The organism is Arcicella sp. BE140 (assembly GCF_031456255.1).
Classification (GTDB): domain Bacteria; phylum Bacteroidota; class Bacteroidia; order Cytophagales; family Spirosomataceae; genus Arcicella; species Arcicella aquatica.
Genome location: NZ_JAVDUE010000001.1, coordinates 395,353 through 413,886, shown reverse-complemented (window position 1 = coordinate 413,886; position 18,534 = coordinate 395,353). Strand labels below are relative to the sequence as shown.

13 protein-coding genes are annotated in these 18,534 nt (G+C 33.9%); 4 read left to right on the top strand and 9 right to left on the bottom strand.

The annotated features are described in order from the left end of the window. Positions 1-39: 39 nt before the first annotated feature. The 8 genes from J2Y60_RS01675 to J2Y60_RS01640 form a co-directional block, all read right to left on the bottom strand. Positions 40-1,374: an inositol-3-phosphate synthase gene (locus J2Y60_RS01675; protein WP_309912379.1), complete on the bottom strand. Its 1,335-nt coding sequence runs from the start codon at positions 1,372-1,374 to the stop codon at positions 40-42. Positions 1,375-1,876: 502 nt separating this feature from the next. Then, entirely contained in the window at positions 1,877-5,020 is a 3,144-nt protein-coding gene (locus J2Y60_RS01670) for an efflux RND transporter permease subunit (protein WP_309912381.1), read from the bottom strand. Positions 5,021-5,037: 17 nt separating this feature from the next. Next, a complete protein-coding gene (locus tag J2Y60_RS01665) occupies positions 5,038-6,087 on the bottom strand; it encodes an efflux RND transporter periplasmic adaptor subunit (protein WP_309912383.1) in 1,050 nt (349 codons plus the stop codon). Positions 6,088-6,119: 32 nt separating this feature from the next. Beyond that, entirely contained in the window at positions 6,120-7,442 is a 1,323-nt protein-coding gene (locus J2Y60_RS01660; protein WP_309912385.1) for a TolC family protein, read from the bottom strand. A gap of 89 nt (positions 7,443-7,531) precedes the next feature. After that, positions 7,532-8,149: a TetR/AcrR family transcriptional regulator gene (locus tag J2Y60_RS01655; RefSeq protein ID WP_309912387.1), complete on the bottom strand. Its 618-nt coding sequence runs from the start codon at positions 8,147-8,149 to the stop codon at positions 7,532-7,534. Positions 8,150-8,389: 240 nt separating this feature from the next. Beyond that, positions 8,390-9,292, bottom strand: coding sequence for a carbon-nitrogen hydrolase family protein (locus J2Y60_RS01650; RefSeq protein ID WP_309912389.1), 903 nt, complete (start codon positions 9,290-9,292; stop codon positions 8,390-8,392). 11 nt (positions 9,293-9,303) lie between these two features. Continuing rightward, a complete protein-coding gene (locus tag J2Y60_RS01645) occupies positions 9,304-9,897 on the bottom strand; it encodes a GNAT family N-acetyltransferase (protein ID WP_309912391.1) in 594 nt (197 codons plus the stop codon). 11 nt (positions 9,898-9,908) lie between these two features. After that, the gene (locus tag J2Y60_RS01640; protein WP_309912393.1) at positions 9,909-10,310 is read right to left on the bottom strand and encodes a nuclear transport factor 2 family protein; all 402 of its coding nucleotides are present in this window, start codon (positions 10,308-10,310) and stop codon (positions 9,909-9,911) included. A gap of 391 nt (positions 10,311-10,701) precedes the next feature. Here J2Y60_RS01640 and J2Y60_RS01635 point away from each other — a divergent pair, with 391 nt between their 5' ends. The 4 genes from J2Y60_RS01635 to J2Y60_RS01620 all read left to right on the top strand — a co-directional run bounded on the left by J2Y60_RS01635 (position 10,702) and on the right by J2Y60_RS01620 (position 16,033). Further along, positions 10,702-11,769, top strand: a complete 1,068-nt coding sequence (locus J2Y60_RS01635; RefSeq protein WP_309912395.1) for a phosphatidylinositol-specific phospholipase C1-like protein — start codon at positions 10,702-10,704, stop codon at positions 11,767-11,769. 444 nt (positions 11,770-12,213) lie between these two features. Beyond that, on the top strand, positions 12,214-14,022 hold the full coding sequence (locus J2Y60_RS01630; protein ID WP_309912398.1) for a PAS domain-containing sensor histidine kinase: 1,809 nt from the start codon (positions 12,214-12,216) through the stop codon (positions 14,020-14,022). A 401-nt stretch (positions 14,023-14,423) separates the two neighbouring features. Then, a complete protein-coding gene (locus J2Y60_RS01625) occupies positions 14,424-14,840 on the top strand; it encodes a response regulator (RefSeq protein WP_309912399.1) in 417 nt (138 codons plus the stop codon). 98 nt (positions 14,841-14,938) lie between these two features. Then, positions 14,939-16,033, top strand: a complete 1,095-nt coding sequence (locus tag J2Y60_RS01620; protein ID WP_309912401.1) for a response regulator — start codon at positions 14,939-14,941, stop codon at positions 16,031-16,033. 79 nt (positions 16,034-16,112) lie between these two features. Here J2Y60_RS01620 and J2Y60_RS01615 read toward each other — a convergent pair whose 3' ends face one another. Next, a complete protein-coding gene (locus J2Y60_RS01615; protein WP_309912403.1) occupies positions 16,113-18,527 on the bottom strand; it encodes a carboxypeptidase regulatory-like domain-containing protein in 2,415 nt (804 codons plus the stop codon). Positions 18,528-18,534: the final 7 nt, after the last annotated feature.

The following is an 18,534-nucleotide window of genomic DNA, read 5'->3' as shown; positions in this document are numbered from 1 at the left end:
TTACATGAGCAAGAGCCATTTCTTTTATTGGGTAACTAATTAGAGTTCTACTTCTGCATCAACATCTTGATAATAGTCCATACCAAGATTAGTGATTAGTTCTTCGCCCATTAAATAACGAAGTGTATTTTCTAATTTTTCCAATTGTTTGAAAATATCATGAATTGGCTCTAATTCTGGTAATGTTTGCGGAGCTTTCCAGTAGAATGATAGCCATTCTTGAACGCCTGATAAGTTTGCTCTTTGAGCAAGGTCTAGAAATATTGCTAAATCAAGTACAATTGGTGCTGCCAAGATAGAGTCACGGCAAAGGAAATTGATTTTGATTTGCATTTGGTACCCCAACCATCCAAAGATGTCGATGTTATCCCAACCTTCTTTGTTATCACCTAGTGGTGGATAATATTCTATTCTTACTTTATGGTGAATATCACCGTACAATTCTGGATTGATATTAGCATCCAAAATACCGTCTAATACGTTTCCTTTAGATACTTCTTTCGTTTTGAAGTTTTCAGGAGCATCCAATACCAAACCATCTCTGTTTCCTAAGATATTGGTTGAGAACCAACCTCTAACACCCAAAGCACGAGCTCTAAGACCTGGCGCAACGATGGTTTTCATCAATGTCTGACCAGTTTTGAAATCTTTACCTGCTATTGGTGTTCCTGTAATTCTTGCTAGTTCTTCTAAAGCAGGGATATCTAAACATAAGTTAGGAGCACCCATAGCAAAAGGAACATTTGATTTCAAGGCTGCATAAGCATACATCATTGAAGGAGCGATGTCTGGGTCGTTGTTCAAAAGACCAGCCTCAAAGTTTTCTAAAGATGCGTGAACTTCTTTAGCTTCATGATAAATTTCAGTAGAACCACACCAAACCATTACTAAACGTTCGCAGTCATTAGCAATTTTGAAGTTGTCAATGTCTTCAAGCAACGCTTCAACCAATTCTTGTTTAGTTGCGCCAGTTTTTACGTTTTCGCCGTCAAGGTTTTTCACATAACGTTTATCAAAAACGGCTTTCATTGGTTTAATCACTTCAAGCTCATCTTTCACTTGTTCGATTAATCCCCTTTCCAGTACTCCGGCATTCACAGCAGCATCATACATGCTGTCGGCATATACATCCCATCCACCAAATACTAAATCATTTAAATTAGCTAAAGGCACAAAATCTTTGATTTTTGGATTTCTATTCTCTGTGCGTTTTCCAAGACGGATATTAGCAGTTTGAGTAAGAGAGCCTGTAGGTTGAGCGATGCCCTTGCGGCTTGCAAGAACGCCTGCAACAAATGTAGTTGCAACGGCACCCATACCTGGCATTAAAATTCCCAATTTACCTGTGGCTGGTTGTACAATGATGTCTTTCATACGATTAAAATTTTAAAAATGCGACGAAGAAAATTCAAAAAACGGACATATTGGTATACTCGGTTTCTTCGAATTATACATACAGCATTATCTGTATATGATTTAAAAAAAGTATTTAGATTAATTATTACTCTAATAAAATAAACTATGGAAACTTTTAAAAGGTTCAAAGTTTTTACCCTTAGATTTAAAATTTTTTTACCCCTAAAAACGGTCTATTAAAACAAGGAATAGTACAAAAAAATTATTTTACAAAACTTTTACGAAACAAGTGTATCTTATTTAGAGTCTAAAAAAAATGACTTATATTAATAATTTAATGAAAAGAAAATTTTACAGTTTTTTATTTCATTTAAGTATCATTAAGCTGGTTAATAATAATACTAATTAAACCTTATTATCAGTTATTAGATGTAAAGACATACCTTATAGTATACTAAAAAAACTATGCCATAGGTAATTAGACTAATAAACAATAATAAGGTTTAATTAAAAAAATAAATTAATCAACAAATTGTACAGCGGGTACGTCTTTATTGGATTTCATTCTAAATTTAGTCCAACTCTCTTTTAGTCTATCTACTAAGTAATAAACCATTGGTACTAAGTACACTGTAAGTAACATTGAGCTAGTTAAACCACCTATCAACACCCACGCTAACGAGTTTTTCCATTCGGCACCAGCACCACTTGCCGTAGCAATAGGAATCATACCAATTACCATGGCAATGGTAGTCATTAAGATAGGACGCAAACGCTCTTCTCCTGCATATAATATCGCTTTGCGGAAGGGTACGCCTTCTGCTTTTTGCTGATTAGCAAAGTCAACAATCAAGATAGCGTTCTTTACTACTAACCCCATCAACATCAACATACCAAGCATTGCAAAAATCCCAATATTTGAACTTGAAAGTGCTAAGGCAAGTAATGCTCCAATGACTGCCACTGGTATAGAAAGCAATACTACTAAAGGATAAATAAAGCTATCATATAACAAAACCATGATGAAATACACCAAAACTAACGCCGCTAACATGGCCAATCCTAATGAGCCAAAGCCTTCGTCTTGGTTTTTAGCATCTCCTCCCCATGTAAGCGTTACATTACTTGGCAACGGATTTTTGACTAAATCTGCTTTAATGGCGGCAATCAATGTTCCTGAACCAAGCCCCAACGTATTGGCTGTTACGGTAACCGATGAACGTCTGTTCTTTCTTTCTAAAATAGAAGGCCCAGTGCTTAAAGAAACATTAGCAAATTCGGCTAAACGAACAGGGCGAGCTGCTATAGGACTGTAAAAATTAATATTTTTTACATCTTCTGGGTTCTTACGGTCGAAGGCGTCCAACATAATTCTAATGTCATAGTCTTCTGAACCATCTTTAAATTGCGAATCGTCGTTACCTGCAAAAGCATTCTGTAAGGTTGCACCTACTGTTTGGATGTTTAGTCCCAGTTTCGCCATTTTCTCACGATCTACATTTACTTGTACTTCTGGGTTTCCATCATCTACAGAAATATTTATATCGTTGGCTCCAGGAGTGGTTCTTAAGCGATTACTCAAATCTTTAGCAGCTACCAACAATTGGTCTAAATGTTCCCCTCCTAAAAATATTTCGATAGGTGCTGACCCTGAGTTAACCATGCCAATGATTGAAGAATTAAATTCTACCCCTGCAAATTTCTGACCTAATTCCTTGCGTAAATCAATCATAAAATCTTCCGTAGCTTGGTGCTTCTCGCGTTCTTCAACAGGTTTTAATTCAACTGTCAATTCGCTTCGGTTAGTTTCACCTTGACCCGTACTATTCAAGCCTGTACTAGCGCCACCAATGTTCGAGAATATCGTTTTAACAGCTGGATTCTTATGCAAATACGTCTCTACTTCTCTCACTTTCAGGTTGTTTTGTTGTAATGAAGCACTTTTATCAAGTTTCATCGTCAACAAAAACTTACCTTGGTCGCCCTGAGCCACGAACTCTTGACCAATAATGCCAAGGGACATCACCCACCCTGTTGCCACAAAAAGTGACACTAAAATGGCGGTAAAGGCTATTTTGTGTGAAAGCACCCATTCTAAACTACTATGATACCATTTTATCAGGGCTGTTAATCCACTTTCAAACCACAATAAAAAAGCTTGGAAAGGATTCTTAGGATTTAGGTGTTCTAGTCTTGCTAAACGGGAGGTCATCCAAGGAGTAAGGGTAAAACTTACTAATAAACTGACCATCGTAGCAAAGGCAACTGTCAATGAAAACTGGCGAAGTAAATCAGCAATTACTGAGTTCACAAACGTAATTGGCACGAAAACTACCACAATTACAAGCGTAATAGCTACAGCGGCAAACCCGATTTCGCTCATCCCATCAAGGGTGGCATCCCAACGATTTTTGCCCATTTCTAAGTGTCTTTGAATATTTTCTAAGACCACGATAGAGTCATCCACCAAAATACCAATTACCAATGAAAGCGCCAACAATGTCATCAAGTTCAGTGAATAGCCCATTAGATACATAAACAAAAAGGCAGAAATCAACGAAGCAGGCACTGAGACCATTACGATAAAAGCATTACGGAAACTATGCAAAAACAAAAGCATTACTACTGCCACCAAGATAACAGCCAGAAATAAATCGTGCGTTACAGCTTCTACAGACGCTAGGGTAAAAATACTGCTGTCGTAAGCGATGGCAAATTTTACTTTATCACTAGCATTTGCTTTTTCAATAGCAGCTAGTTTTTCCTGAACTAATCGGCTAATTTCTACAGCATTGGCATCAGATTGTTTCTTGATAAATAGACCAATCCCATCAGTACCGTTATAACGGCTAATACTTTCTATTTCACCTAACCCATCTGTAATATTGGCAACGTCTGCTACACGAATCGGACTTCCATTAGGTGGAGTAGCAATGACTAAATTTCTGATTTCGTCTAGTGAAGTAAATTTACCAGCCAAACGCAAAGTCATGTTTTCAGCTTTACTCTTCACTTTACCAGTCGGGAAATCTAAATTAGCTTGGTCAATCGCTTGGGTTACCTGAAGCAATGATAAGCCATAATAATTCAATTTATCATCATCTACGTTTACACGAATCTCACGTTTCTCTCCTCCTACCATCGTGATTTCGGCAACACCTTGTATTTGCTGAAGAACAGGTAGATATTTGTCTTCCACTTGCTGATAAAAAACTGAATTCGGTAAGCTTGAGGTAGCCAACAACTGCATAATTGGCTGGTCGCTCGGTGATATTTTTGAAAGAGATGGTGTTTTAGCATCCTCTGGCAAATCACTAACTATATTATTCACATCTCTTTGTGCATCTTCCATCGCCTTATCCATATCGGTTCCAGCTTTGAATTGTACAATAACGATAGAGGCACTTTCTAAAGATTTTGAGGTAACGATATCTATATTATCAAGTCCAGAAATAGCATCTTCAATCTTTTTACTCACTTCCGATTCCACCTCCGTAGGTGCTGCCCCTGGATAGATGGTTGTAATCGTTAATGTTCCAATTGAAAACTCTGGCAATAATACATAACTCAACTTATTATACGATACTACCCCTCCTAATACTAACACAGCAAATAGTACTATAATAACAGAAGGGCGTTTTATGATGGTTTCTACGAATTTCATTAGCTTAATTGTTAGATTTATTGAGCCACTACAGGCGTACCATTTTGTAAGTTAATTTGTCCACTTACAATTACTTGGTCACCTTCTTTTATTCCTTTAGTAATCTCGTAATATTCATTGTTTGTCACACCGATTGTTACGTCTTTCAACACAGCCTTTCCGTTTTCAATAATGTAAACCTGTGCTTTTTTAGTAGAACCAACAATTGCCTGACGGGGTACTGCCAACGTTTGTGCTTTCAATTGGTTTTCATTCACAATTGAACCATACATACCCGCTTTCAAAGGGTTGTTATTACCATTTTGAACGATGATTTCGACAGGATAATTATGAGCGGCATCGCCTTCAACACCTACCATATTTACCTTACCCTTGAAGTATACGTTAGGGTATACTTGCGTTTCGATAGAGATTGATTGACCAACTCTGAATTGATTAATTGATTTTTCAGGAATACTTACTACTAATTTTAAAGAAGATATATCTGTGATTTTAGCAATAGGTGCACCCATCGATACTACTGAACCCTTCTCAATCATTTTTGAAGTAACAATCCCTGAAAAAGGAGTTGTAATCACGGTATTCTCTAATTGTTTCTTCAATTGCTTGATTTGAGCTTGCGTTCCTCTGATACTCAATTGAGTTCTTTCTAAGTTTACTGCTGGCACGGCATCACCTTTTACTAATACTTCATAACGTTTTAAATCATTCTGATAGCCTTCTAGGGTTACCTGCAATGCTTCAATTTGAAAACGTATTTGTTCGTCATCCAATTTAGCAATCAATTGTCCAGCTCTTACGCCTTGACCTTCATTGATAGGCAATTGAATCACTTCTCCACCTGCCAAAGGCTTAATTTCAATTTCACGATTAGGCGTAAAAGAACCTAAAAACTCACTTTCTTGAGATAAATTTCTTAGCGCTGCTACTGACGTAGTGACACCAACCTTTAGGTTTACATCAGGCTGATACACTTTCTTTTCTACTTTTTCTTTGTTAGAAGATAATTTCCATGCCGTTAGGCCAAGGGTGGCAATAAGGGCGAAGATGATAGTAAGACGTTTCATTGTTTGATATGTTGATTTTTTATAAATGAATATTATTGTTTAGGAATAATTGTACCCGAGGCTTTTTTCCAATTCAAATCAGCAGAACGCAGATTAACTAGGGTGGTTAAGTAATTATTCTGAGCTTCTTGCACGGCATTTTCCGCTTGAATTACTTCAGTTAACGCCGTAGTTCCTTCTTTAAACTGTAATTGTGTTTGTGTATAAACCTTTTCTGCTAATGCTACTTGTTCTCTGCTAGCAACAATATTTCTTTGTTCTACATAAAACTTGGTACGTGCATTGGCAATATCCATCGAGATACTCTCTTTGGTTTGCTCTGATTGAATAGATATTTTTTGATTCTCAATCTTTTGCTGAACAAGTTTAGATTTTCTAGCAGAGCCATCATAGATATTCCAGTTTAGTTGCAAGCCAACCCAATATCCCGGTACATTTTTCAGCACACTATTATCGCCATCTTTTCCGAAAAAAGTAGAGTTAGCCACACCATAAGCTGAAAGTGTCGGCAAGAAACCTGCTTTCGTATTCAACGTACTTTGTTCATTCAAAGCTTTTTGGCGTTCTAAAATCAACAGATCCGTTCTGTTCATAGCATCGTTGGCTATTAATGTTGGTACTGCAGCATTTTGGTCGATGTCGATTTTTACACTTAGGTTCTCTGATTGAGAAGTCCCTGTCAGATATTTCAAAGCATTGATTAATTCTTGATATGAACCTTGAAGAGATTCCAATTGTGTTTGAGACTGTGTTCTACTAATTCTCAGTCTATCTACATCAATACCTTGCGATAATTTATTTTGGTATAGTAAATCTGTCACCTGAATTAATCTATCGAGCGAGGTAATATTGCTTTTCAAGAAAGCCATCTGTTGAGCAATAGTCTGTAGGTTATAATAAGTAGTAGAAACGCTATAGGCTACTTCTTCTTTCGTTTTCAGTGTTTGTAAACTTGCCAAGTCAACACTTAGCTTGGCGGCCTTTAAACCTATGTTGATGGAAGGGCTATACAAGGCTTGTGAAACTTGTACTGATGTTGATAAATTATAAGGTAAGCCCAAGGCCAACACTTGGTAGCTTCCTTCAGGTCCACCAAATGTTGAAGCAGGGACTACTTGTCCGGGGATTTTCAAATAACGTTTATAGTCGCCTGTCAAATTTACTTGCGGTCTTGCTTTAGCTTTTACTTCACTAATCTGCGCATCTGTTTGTTGTTCGTTTAACCTCGATAATTGTACTTGCTGATTGTTCTTTAAAGCTTGGTCTACTAGTTGGTCGAGCGTAAGTTCTTGTGCCTTCGTTACTGATGCTACTAACATCATTATAAAAACGAAAGACCATCTTGAATGTATCATGAGTGGAATAATTTAATCGTTTAGTTTATTCTTTTGATTTATTTATATGATTTAATCATTTGATTAAAATATAGGTAAAAAAATTAGCCCTATTTTTCAGAGCTAAATAAATATTGGGTAATCATTTCCTTGACTAATACTTTATGTTTTTCAGCAAATACATCAAATTCTTCATCATTCATGTTCCAAATCTTGCAGGTCATTACCTTTCCTTGGAATATAAATTGAACATTTGATTTCATCAAAAGCAATATGTGCTGAATATCTATTTTCTTAATTGCCTCGGCTTTGATAGAATCATTCAGTTGTTGAGCAAAAATGGAATGAAATATTATTTTATCAAAAGAGACGGCACTAAAAAAACGGTCAGGATTTCGATGTAGTTCGTGAATAACAAAATTTGATAAATCGGGATTCCTTTTAAACATTTCGAAATCATGATCAATAATTTCCGAGATTTTTTCTTTCAAAGGAATAGGCTTATTAAATATCTCGATAATCCCATCAAAAAACAATTGAAGCATTTCCTGAAACACGCTAGCAAACAGTTTTTCCTTACTTCTGAAATAATAGTTCATCAAAGCACTGTTTACTCCGGCTTCTTTGGCTATGTCTCGAGTAGTAGTTCCATCAAACCCTTTTTCTAAAAAAACTTTAATAGCAGCTTCTTTAATTTTATCTTCCGCTGATTTTGTTAGGCACTTCATAATTCAATTGATTAATAAGACAAAGGTATACAACAAAATAACTAAAAACAAGCTCTTAATCAACAATTTTAATCAATTGATTAAAATTGTTGATTAATCCTAAAAGGCTAATAAAAATACATAAAATAGTACAAAAAAAAGCTCAAAACTATGTGTGATAGCCTTGAGCTTTGAGATGTGAGCTTTAAGAAGGTGAATATTTATTCCTTCAAATCAAGTCAGATTTATCATTCTATGCTTTCAGATATGGGCTTTGAGAATGTTAATGTCCATTTCTTCAAACCCAACCTTTAGCTGTTGATGGTCTTTGAAGTTGAATACCTGCCCGTCATTCCTTACTTTCTCAATGGCTGAAAAATCTAACGTCTCGACCAACCAGCCTATTTCTTGTGGCTTTTTCGTAGTTATGATTCCTTCTTCTGGCATACCTTTGTCTGGTGTTGCATAAAATCCAGCGAAACCATAATTGATATCCACCGCTGGCGACCATAGAGCATTACCAACTGTTTGGGAAACAACGGTATAAGCCTGATTTTCTAAGGCCCTAGCCCTAGCACCAATATGTACACGCGTAGCACCACGAATAGTTTCTGTACAACTTGGCGCTAAAATTAAAGATGCCCCCGCCGTCGCTAACATTTGCGAGCCTATTGCGAACTCTACATCATAGCAAATTTGGATACCAAAAGTCCCCCATTCCGCTTCAAAAAGGGTTAGATTTTTAGGGTTGGCAGCATCTATTCCCCATTCTTCATTTTCAAAACGAGTCATGAAAAACTTATCCTGAAAACCTACCAACCCTCTTGCTGAAAAAACAAAAGCTCGATTGAAAATCTTATCGTTTTCAAGTACAGGAAAACTAGGCGCTACAATAATTACTTGATATTTATTAGCCAACTCAGCAAAAACCTTGCAAAATGCCTCTTTTAAGGTTTGTAATGCTAATACTTGTTGCTGAATATCTTCTTGAATTGTTTTATCGAAAATACTTACTAATTCCATTGAACCATATTCTGGAAAAAGTAATAATTGAGCATGTTGTTGAACGGCATTTAAAACCCAGTTTTCAGTATGTATATGCCAATCTTCAAAAGTAAGATGTTCAGTAATTGGGTATTGAGCTGAGGCAATCGTTACGTTCATTATTGATTAATTTATAAATCTCTTTTCCAGTAAATCATCGTTTTGGGCGTTGATATACTTTCATTAATATCTGGCCATTCAAAAGTACTTTGCAAAGAAGTTTCTTTACGATAGCCTCTTTTCATCCAAAAAGCATCATTTGAACGATAATCCTTAGGTTGTAAAGGATGATTTTCACCACGGTCTACGGCACAAAAGCAAGTAGTTTTGTAAGTACCAAAACTTCTAGCATAAGTTTCTCGTTCATGAAAAAAACGATGTCCTAATCCTAGTCCTCTATAATCTTTTAAAAGAGTACTTTCTCCAAAATAAAAGATGGTATCAATATCAAAACCAGCTTTTTCAAAAGGCAATCGTACTTCTGGGCTCTCGTCAGCTAATGGAATACACGTAGTAGCTCCTACCATTTTACTGCCGTCATAAACAGCAAACACAAAAGCCCTCTCTGCTTCTGAATATATTTTCAGATATTCCATTTCATAGGCTACCGTACCTTGATAAAGGTAAGGGAAATCATGAAAAACAGTGATTCTTAATTGTGCTAAATCTTCAAAAACAGTGCTAATTTCTTGGCCTTTTTTGGTAATATATGAGATCGTCTGCATAGAATAGTTGCTTATTCTGAAACCAATTTAATCCATAAAGGGAGGTTATAATAGGTAGTTACTCTACTTATTTTTCCATCTGTTATTCCTAAAAATGCCGCCGCTGGTAAAATATATGATTGATTGTGTGCTTCTGGAAAGCCTTCTTCTCCTTTTTTGTAAATTCCATTTACCACAAATTCAACCGCTACCCGTTCGTTATTAGGTTCCTCAAAAAACACCATGTCAGTCAATGTTTCCTCGTAAGATTCATCCATGTGTTTCATAAATTCTGTAAACAGTTCAATCCCAATTCTTGGCTCGCCTTGGTTGGGTTCATGGCGAACGTCTGGATGTAAAAGTGCCAGCATTCCAGCCCAATCTTTTTGATTAAAATATGCGTAATATTGTTTTACGATTTCTAATGAAGTCATTGCTTATAATTTTTAAATTAATAGTTATTTAAAAGTATCAACACTGATTAATACTTTTATTAATGCAAAGTAAGCATGATTTATGTTTCAATATAAATCAAGAGCCTCTTGATTTTGATAAATTTTGTCGTAAAGTTGTTTTTGGCATATTATATGATAATCAATTTTATGGAGACTCGAATATGCTGCGTCCATACATTATCGTCAAAATAAAGCAGTAAAATAAAATAGTCTAATTTAGTATGAGTTAATAATTATTAAAATATTACAGAATAAATATCATTAAGTTAATTAGCATAGTTCATAACAGAACATGTGTTTTTATTAAGTAATTTCACCCACTTACATTTCCCCAAAAGCCCAAAATATTCTCTTTAAAGTATAAATACGTATGAAACTTTTTTTGATTGTAGCTGTAATAGTAGCATTTGGCTTTTCTATTTCGACTAAAAACTTAGACCAGCTAACCATTAATAAAATTCAAGTAATTGGCTCACACAATAGTTATAAAGTAGCCATTGATTCCACTCTCTTTAAATTAATTAGTAAGAATAACAAACCCGATTTATCTGGCTTGGAATATAGCCACCCTCCTATTACAACTCAGCTCGACTTAGGTTTAAGAAATTTAGAAATCGATGTTTATTCAGATACTTTAGGCGGAAAATATGCTGAACCTTTCGGCTTGAAATTAGTAAAAAATCAACCTCCTTTTGATACTGAAAAAAAAATGCAATTACCCGGCTTCAAAGTATTTCATGTACAAGATATTGACTTCAGAAGTCACCATCCTCTTTTCAAAGATTATCTGATTGAATTAAAAGAATGGTCTAAGAAAAATCCTAAGCATGAGCCTATTTTCATCACGATGAATGCCAAAGATGATGAGATAAAAAAGCCGGGATTTACCATACCTGAAAAATTCATTCCTAAAACTTTTGATGCGCTGGAAGGTGACATCAAACATTATTTGGGTGAAGAAAAGTTAATCAAACCAGCTGATATCCAAGGCAATTACTCAACTTTAGAAAACGCCGTATTAAAATCAAACTGGCCTAAACTAAAAAATGCTCGGGGCAAATTTATTTTTGTTTTAGACGAAGAAGGAGCAAAAAGAAATATGTTCATTGAGCACCATCCTTCCTTAAAAGGCAGAATAATGTTTGTTAATGCACTACCCAACACCCCCGAGGCTGCTATATTAATTTTAAATGACCCCAAAAAGAATCAAGCATTAATAAAACAATATGTAGAAAGCGGATATATCGTCAGAACGCGTGCGGATGCTGAAACTATTCAAGCGCGTAAAAACGATTTTTCTCAATTTGAAGCGGCCAAACTTTCGGGTGCTCAGATAATTTCTACAGATTATTATCTAAAAAGTAATCATTTTATATCCGAATATAGAGTATCTTTCGAAAACGATGCCTTTATAAGAAAAAATCCTTTATTTTACTAAAAAATAACAACGAGGTAATTTCAGTGCAGTAAGTAATTTTTGAATTCGCAATTCTTCAATACAGCCAGTCTATTTCTACCCTCAAATTTCAAATGCTAATTATCTAAACCCTATATATATTCATAGGTTATTACACAAAAAAAAATTATACTAAAATAAGTATAATTCCAGTTGTCATACAGAAGGGTTCTATCATTATTTTTATAATTTCGCAATTTTAAAAATAGTTTTTAATGACTAACAAACAGTAAAACAAACCGCCATTTTAAAAAATTATAAAATAAATTAATATACTTATTCTAATTTTTTCTATAGATTTTACAATATTTATTTTTTCATTAATATGAATAAATATTTTGTTTTATCTTTATTTAAATTATATAGACCCGTTCAATTGAGTAGTAAGTTATCATCATATTAAAAATTTAAAACCGCCATTAGCAGATGAGATCTTCCTCGATTAATTATTTATCGGAAGTAATATTGAATTCATTAGAAGGCAATGTTTATATTTTAGATAGAGAATACCGTTTTGTTTATTTTAATAAGTCTTTCGTAGATTCTTATAAATTTAGTTTTGATGAGTTACCACAATTACATGAAATCAGTAAAGTAACTACATCTGAACATCCATTTTTTCTTTCAACTGTAGAACACTATAAAAGAACATTTGAGGGAGAATCTTTTGAGCTTGAACCAAATACAATAAAGCAAAAGTTTACTCCACTTATGGATGAAAACGGTATTGTTTCTATGATTTTGGTACAGTTTCATGTACTTCCCAATACGATTCCTTTCGTTACTGAAAACGTACTATATTCAGAAAGTCAATATCACGAAGTAATTAATCTCATTAGTGACATTGTATTTAAAACTGACCAGCATTGGCAGTGGACATTCTTGAATGATTCTTGGACAAAAATCTTAAACTATAGCATAGAGGAATCATTAGGTAGACCATTTTACGATTTTATGCATCCAGAAGATGCTGCCCAAAAAGAACAATTGTTTGATGCATTAATCCGTGAAAAAAAACCTACAAGTAAACACCTTGCCAGATTCATTACAAAAACTGGAGAAATAAAATGGATTAAAGCTTCTGTTACATTTATTTCAGATCCAAAAGGATTTGTAATTGGAGCTACAGGAACATTAAGAGATATTACTAGACAAAAGGAAAACGCCCATATTTACGAATTACTCTCAAATAATGTAAAAGACTTAGTTTGTATTCATGATTTAGAAGGTAGTTTATTGTATCTGTCGCCTTCCATCAAACAAATTGCTGGCTATGAACCCCAAGATTTAATTGGGAAAAAACTATCTGATTATTATCATCCTGACGATTTAGAGATTATTGACAAAGAACAGTTGCCATTTGGCGAAACTACGTCGTCATATACAAGTTACCGCTTCAAAAAAGCCAATGGGAATTATGTGTGGCTAGAAACGAATTCAAAAGTATTTTTTGATGATTATGACCTTACTCATCGAATTATTACCTCTTCCAGAGAAATAAATGATAGAAAACGCACTGAAGAGGTGTTGATGGCATCATTACAAAAAGAAAAAGAATTGAATGATTTGAAAACGCTTTTTGTCAACGTAGCATCTCATGAGTTTAGAACACCTCTTTCTACCATTCGTTCAAGTACTGAAATCATCCAATTGATTGATAAAGAACAGAATCCACATATTGCAAAACATGTAAATATTATCAGTAGTCAGATTGATAGAATCACCAATTTGATGAATGAAATTTTGATTGTTGGAAAAATAGAATCCAACAATTTGAGTTGTAATAAAGAAGATGTAAATATTCTTGAATTAGTTAAAACAAGCACAGAGGCTCAAAATGTTTTACAAAAAGATGGAAGATTTATAGATTTTAACGTAACAGGGTCGCCTCGTACTGCACAAATAGACCCCCTTCATCTTACTTTAATATTGGATAATTTATTATCCAATGCCTTCAAGTATTCACGAAATAAACCTAACCCAATTCTTTCTTTAATCTTTAATGAAGATTCTTTTCAGATAAGTATTCAAGATTTTGGAATAGGTATCCCATCTGAGGTAAAAAACAATGTATTTAATTCTTTTTACAGGGCAAATAACGTAGGAAGAATAGAAGGAACAGGTTTAGGCTTAGTAATTGCAAAAAATTTAGTCAAGATAAACGGAGGAAAGCTCAGCTTTGTTAGCAAAGAAAATGAAGGCTCTACATTTATCCTTTATTTCGGTTATTTATAATTAAATTGTGTCTATTATTAGTATATAAAAAAGAATACTTCTTGCTAAAAAGAGGAGTTATTCTTTTTGTTATTAATTAATAAATAAGTAATTTAGCAAAAAGACCATTTCTTAATTTTGCTTAAAATAAGTTGTGTAGTCCTTTTATATAATATTATAAATTATTCAATTTTGATAGAAGTATCTTTATACTGAGTATTATCTATTGATTTGAAACAATTCCATTATTAAACTTATTAAAATGAACTTGTGAAATACCCAAACTTTCATGAGTCAATAATTCGATAATTTTGAGTTTCTTTAACTGTAAACTCATGTAGAGCATTAATAACTCAATCTCTTTGATGTTAGATATTATTTTAAAGAGAATTTGACCTATATTAATAAAATTTTGTAAAAAAATGAATAAAATTCCTAAGACATTAATTGTAGATGATGAGCATCTAAATAGAATATTGCTAGCTCGTTCATTACAATCATTTAATATACCTTACAGCGAAACTACTGATGGACAGGAGGCCTTGGAGTGGATAAAAAACTCAACTGAGAAGCAGTTGATTATATTATTAGATTTGAATATGCCAGTAATGGATGGATATGAATTTATGTTTCATTTAGAATCATATCCTGAAGAATTTTTGGATAAACAAATAGAGCTTATTATCGTATCAGCGGCTAGCCAAAGTAGTTTTGAAGAACTATGTGAATTAGCAGGAATAACGTTGAAAACGGCAGCTTACCTTGAAAAACCAGTTAGTAAAAATAGATTACAAGAAGCTCTCCTTCTTGCTACACAAAATTTCAGTACCCCTCTTTAATTATTATAGATGTTCTTCAATATAAAATAGGTGATTTATATATTAAATAACCTACATTTTAAATATATGAAGTGATAATATCTTATTCAAAAACAATTATGATTAAAATTGTATTAATAGAGGATGATTTTTTGTTGGCTGATAATACAAAAACAATTTTAGAAATTAGCGGATTTAGCTGCTTTGTTGCTGAAGATGGGGAAACAGGTATCCAATTAATTGAAGCCTTTAAACCAGATATTGTTATTTGTGATATTATGCTTGGCGAGATGGATGGGTATGAGATTTTAAGAATTATTCGCTATGAAAAAGGATTAGTCAATCTTCCATTTATTTTTTTATCAGCTAGAGCAGATTTATCTGACAAACGAAAAGGAATGAATTTAGGCGCTGATGATTTCATTACTAAACCTTTTACCACCAAAGATTTAATTGAAACTATCAATTCTAGGTTAAGAATTAGTTCTCTCAAAAAAGCTTCTGCTGATGTTGAAATTCGCAAAAATGCTACGGATATTTTTTTGAGTATCTCTAATCATGAATACCTTACGCCCTTAAATGGCATTGTAAACTTTACAGATTTAATGTCAGAAAGCATAGAAAACTCTAGTTTTCTGGATATTAATGAACTTCAAATTCTAATTGACGGCATCAGGCTTTCTGGCAAAAGGATGCTACGTATTACACGTAAGTTACTTTGGTATAACCAACTTATCTGTGGCATAAATCCTTGGAAAAATGCCTCGAAAGAAGAAGTAGATGTTATACAACTAGAAAACAAATTATTCCATCAACTCAAAAAAAGCAAATCCTCTGAATTTCATCTAATTACACATCATAATGCTTTGCCCCTTAAGGGCTATGACAGCATTTTTGTGGAAGATATTTTATCCGAACTTTATCAAAATATTATTCAATTTGCCAACGTAGATTATAGAATTTATTCTGAAATACTTTCAAATAGCTCATTCTTAACATTGACGCTTAAAAACCATTTTTTAGGAAGCTATCAAATGGATACTCAAGCGATAAAACCTTTCTATCAAGCCCATGTTACCAAAGACATGAATGGTACGGGTCTGGGCTTATACATCGTAAATGAATGGGTAAAAACAATAGGTGGACAATTAGAAGTAAAATGTACTAATAGTATTTTTGAAGTGAACCTTTCTTTGCCCATTCGTATAGCCTAAAGGTATCATCTTATTTAAAATGTAAAAAGCCTATCCTGAACAATGTCTGGATAGGCTTTTTTGCATTTATCTTATCTCTTTATTCTAATTTTATAATCTTAAATTCTGAACGTCTGTTTATCTGATGTTGTTCTTCTGTACATTCTATACCATCAGCACATTCATTCAATAATTGTGTTTCGCCATAACCAGAAGTTTCAAATCTGTCAGCTGCGATACCCCTTTTAACTAAATACTGAACAACAGAAGCTGAACGATTTTCTGAAAGTTTTTGGTTAAATGCTGTCGTAGCTCTACTATCGGTATGCGAACGCACTTCGATTCTCATATTTGGATAACGTCGCATCAATCTCAATAATTTATTCAACTCTACAGCTGCATCAGGACGAATATCATACTTCGTATAGTTGTAATAAATATTATCTAACGCTATCACATCACCTTCTTCAAACATCGTTAAATTACTATTGATTTCTGCTGGATCATTCACACCCACTTTTTCTATTTTATTTCCCTTGCTCGCAAAATGGTCTTTGGCAGCATCAATAGTATATTCACATCCTTCACAAATCTCAAATTGGTAAAGCCCATTCGGACCTGTAATAACTGTTTGAACAGTTTGGTCACATTCATTGGTCAACGTTACTTTAACACCGCCTAATGAGGCTTTATTTTTGCTTGCAGTTACTCTACCTTTTATAATTTTCGTTGTCGCACATGGTGAGGTATTTATAGCTTTAGCAACATTTGAGGTATCATCAATTCCTACTCTCATCAAAGGAATGTCTAATGCTTTTAATAAATTACTTTCAAGAGTTAAAAAAGAAACTGAATTAGGCAAATAATTATCTCTGCTGGCATTAAACTTATATTCTTTGTTCAAGTCTATACAAATTTTAAAGCCTCCGTTTGAATCTGTTTTTTTCATCACAGATTTACCATCACTCAAAACTTCAACATCTGAATTATCCAAAGGCATTTTTGAATCTGCATCATATACAATTACTTGAAGCTCCTGACATTCTGGTTTTTCATCACATTCACGCGTAAAACGATAAATATCATCATCTGTTCCTCCACGTTTACGATTTGAACAAAAAAAGCCTGTTTTACGTTCACCGTCAGTAATCAATCCAAAATCATCTTTACTTGAATTAATGGGCATTCCCATATTAGACACGTTGCTCACTGCACTCATGCCTGATAATTTTACATAAAAAATATCTAAATCACCAAGACCGGGATGACCGTCTGAAGCAAAGTATAAATTTCCTCTTTCATCTGCAAAGGGAAACATTTCATTCCCTACAGTATTAATAATTGGTCCCATATTGATGGGTTTCCCAAATTTTCCATCTTGATATTCGCACACATAAATGTCTGTACCACCATACCCCCCAGGCATATCTGATACAAAATACATTAATTTATCATCTTTGGTTAAAGCCGGGTGACCTGTAGAATAATCGTTGTTATCAAAAGGGACTTCTTTAACATTTTGCCATTCATTATTTTTTAAATCAGCCGTATATATTTTTAATTTGTTGATTTTATCACTAGACGTCTTGTATTTACCATTGTTGTAATTATTCCTCGTAAAAATCACTTTCTTCCCATCGCTCGTAAAAGTCATTGGGCCTTCATGGTATTTTGTGTTAAGGCTTTTACTAAAACTTTCTGTTTTTACACCAGGAGTTTCTACAAAGTTTCTATAAATATTAGAACCACTATAAGTACCTATCGTTTTACTATCATTGGCTGTTGGAGGAGTATATTCATCCTCGCCTACTCCTGTCCCTCTTTTCTTAATTTTCAATTTATCATCCGCCGAACTTCCCAAACCTGCTGGTGTTGTCGTCGTTAATTGATTGATATCACTGAGATAATACATATCCAAAAAATGTGAATTATCCCAACTAAATATTCTTTTTAGGCCTATTTCATTTACCCTACTTGAGTTAAAAACCAAGCCATTTTTATAATACATCGGACTAAAATCAGCGTGATCGGTATTCAATGATAAATAGTCTATTTTATAGCAACTAGCATTTTTATTTAAAACATCTACATTTTTATATAACCTTTGAAATCCTCCGCTCCTTGTATCAGCTATTTCAATTTTAGCATACTGCTCATAAACCTCCTGAGCTTCTTTATACTTACCGTTTGATGCCAACGCTTGTGCATAGTATAAATATACTTTAGAGTCTGCTCCTGTGAATGCCCCACCTTTTGAAACTAGCTCACGATAAATTCTTTCAGCGTTTTGTGAATCACGCATTTGTCTGTATGAATAAGCCAATTTAATTAAAGCAGCTTGACGGTCTATATCAGATAGCTTACCTTTTAATACCTGTTCAAACATTTCAGAGGCATTTAGGTAACTCATCTGTTTGAATTGATATTCGGCATCCTTTAAAGTTTGCGCAATAGCCCCAACTGTTGCAAACAACATCAGACACAAACAGAGTATAATTTTATTCAAATTAATCATCGTTTTA

Bases quoted from the DNA above. Each gene is read 5' to 3' on its own strand.
- J2Y60_RS01640 (WP_309912393.1), bottom strand. From the start codon at position 10,310: ATGACTTCATTAGAAATCGTAAAACAATATTACGCATATTTTAATCAA.
- J2Y60_RS01645 (WP_309912391.1), bottom strand. From the start codon at position 9,897: ATGCAGACGATCTCATATATTACCAAAAAAGGCCAAGAAATTAGCACT.
- J2Y60_RS01650 (WP_309912389.1), bottom strand. From the start codon at position 9,292: ATGAACGTAACGATTGCCTCAGCTCAATACCCAATTACTGAACATCTT.
- J2Y60_RS01675 (WP_309912379.1), bottom strand. From the start codon at position 1,374: ATGAAAGACATCATTGTACAACCAGCCACAGGTAAATTGGGAATTTTA.
- J2Y60_RS01670 (WP_309912381.1), bottom strand. From the start codon at position 5,020: ATGAAATTCGTAGAAACCATCATAAAACGCCCTTCTGTTATTATAGTA.
- J2Y60_RS01665 (WP_309912383.1), bottom strand. From the start codon at position 6,087: ATGAAACGTCTTACTATCATCTTCGCCCTTATTGCCACCCTTGGCCTA.
- J2Y60_RS01630 (WP_309912398.1), top strand. From the start codon at position 12,214: ATGAGATCTTCCTCGATTAATTATTTATCGGAAGTAATATTGAATTCA.
- J2Y60_RS01660 (WP_309912385.1), bottom strand. From the start codon at position 7,442: ATGATACATTCAAGATGGTCTTTCGTTTTTATAATGATGTTAGTAGCA.
- J2Y60_RS01620 (WP_309912401.1), top strand. From the start codon at position 14,939: ATGATTAAAATTGTATTAATAGAGGATGATTTTTTGTTGGCTGATAAT.
- J2Y60_RS01655 (WP_309912387.1), bottom strand. From the start codon at position 8,149: ATGAAGTGCCTAACAAAATCAGCGGAAGATAAAATTAAAGAAGCTGCT.
- J2Y60_RS01635 (WP_309912395.1), top strand. From the start codon at position 10,702: ATGAAACTTTTTTTGATTGTAGCTGTAATAGTAGCATTTGGCTTTTCT.
- J2Y60_RS01625 (WP_309912399.1), top strand. From the start codon at position 14,424: ATGAATAAAATTCCTAAGACATTAATTGTAGATGATGAGCATCTAAAT.
- J2Y60_RS01615 (WP_309912403.1), bottom strand. From the start codon at position 18,527: ATGATTAATTTGAATAAAATTATACTCTGTTTGTGTCTGATGTTGTTT.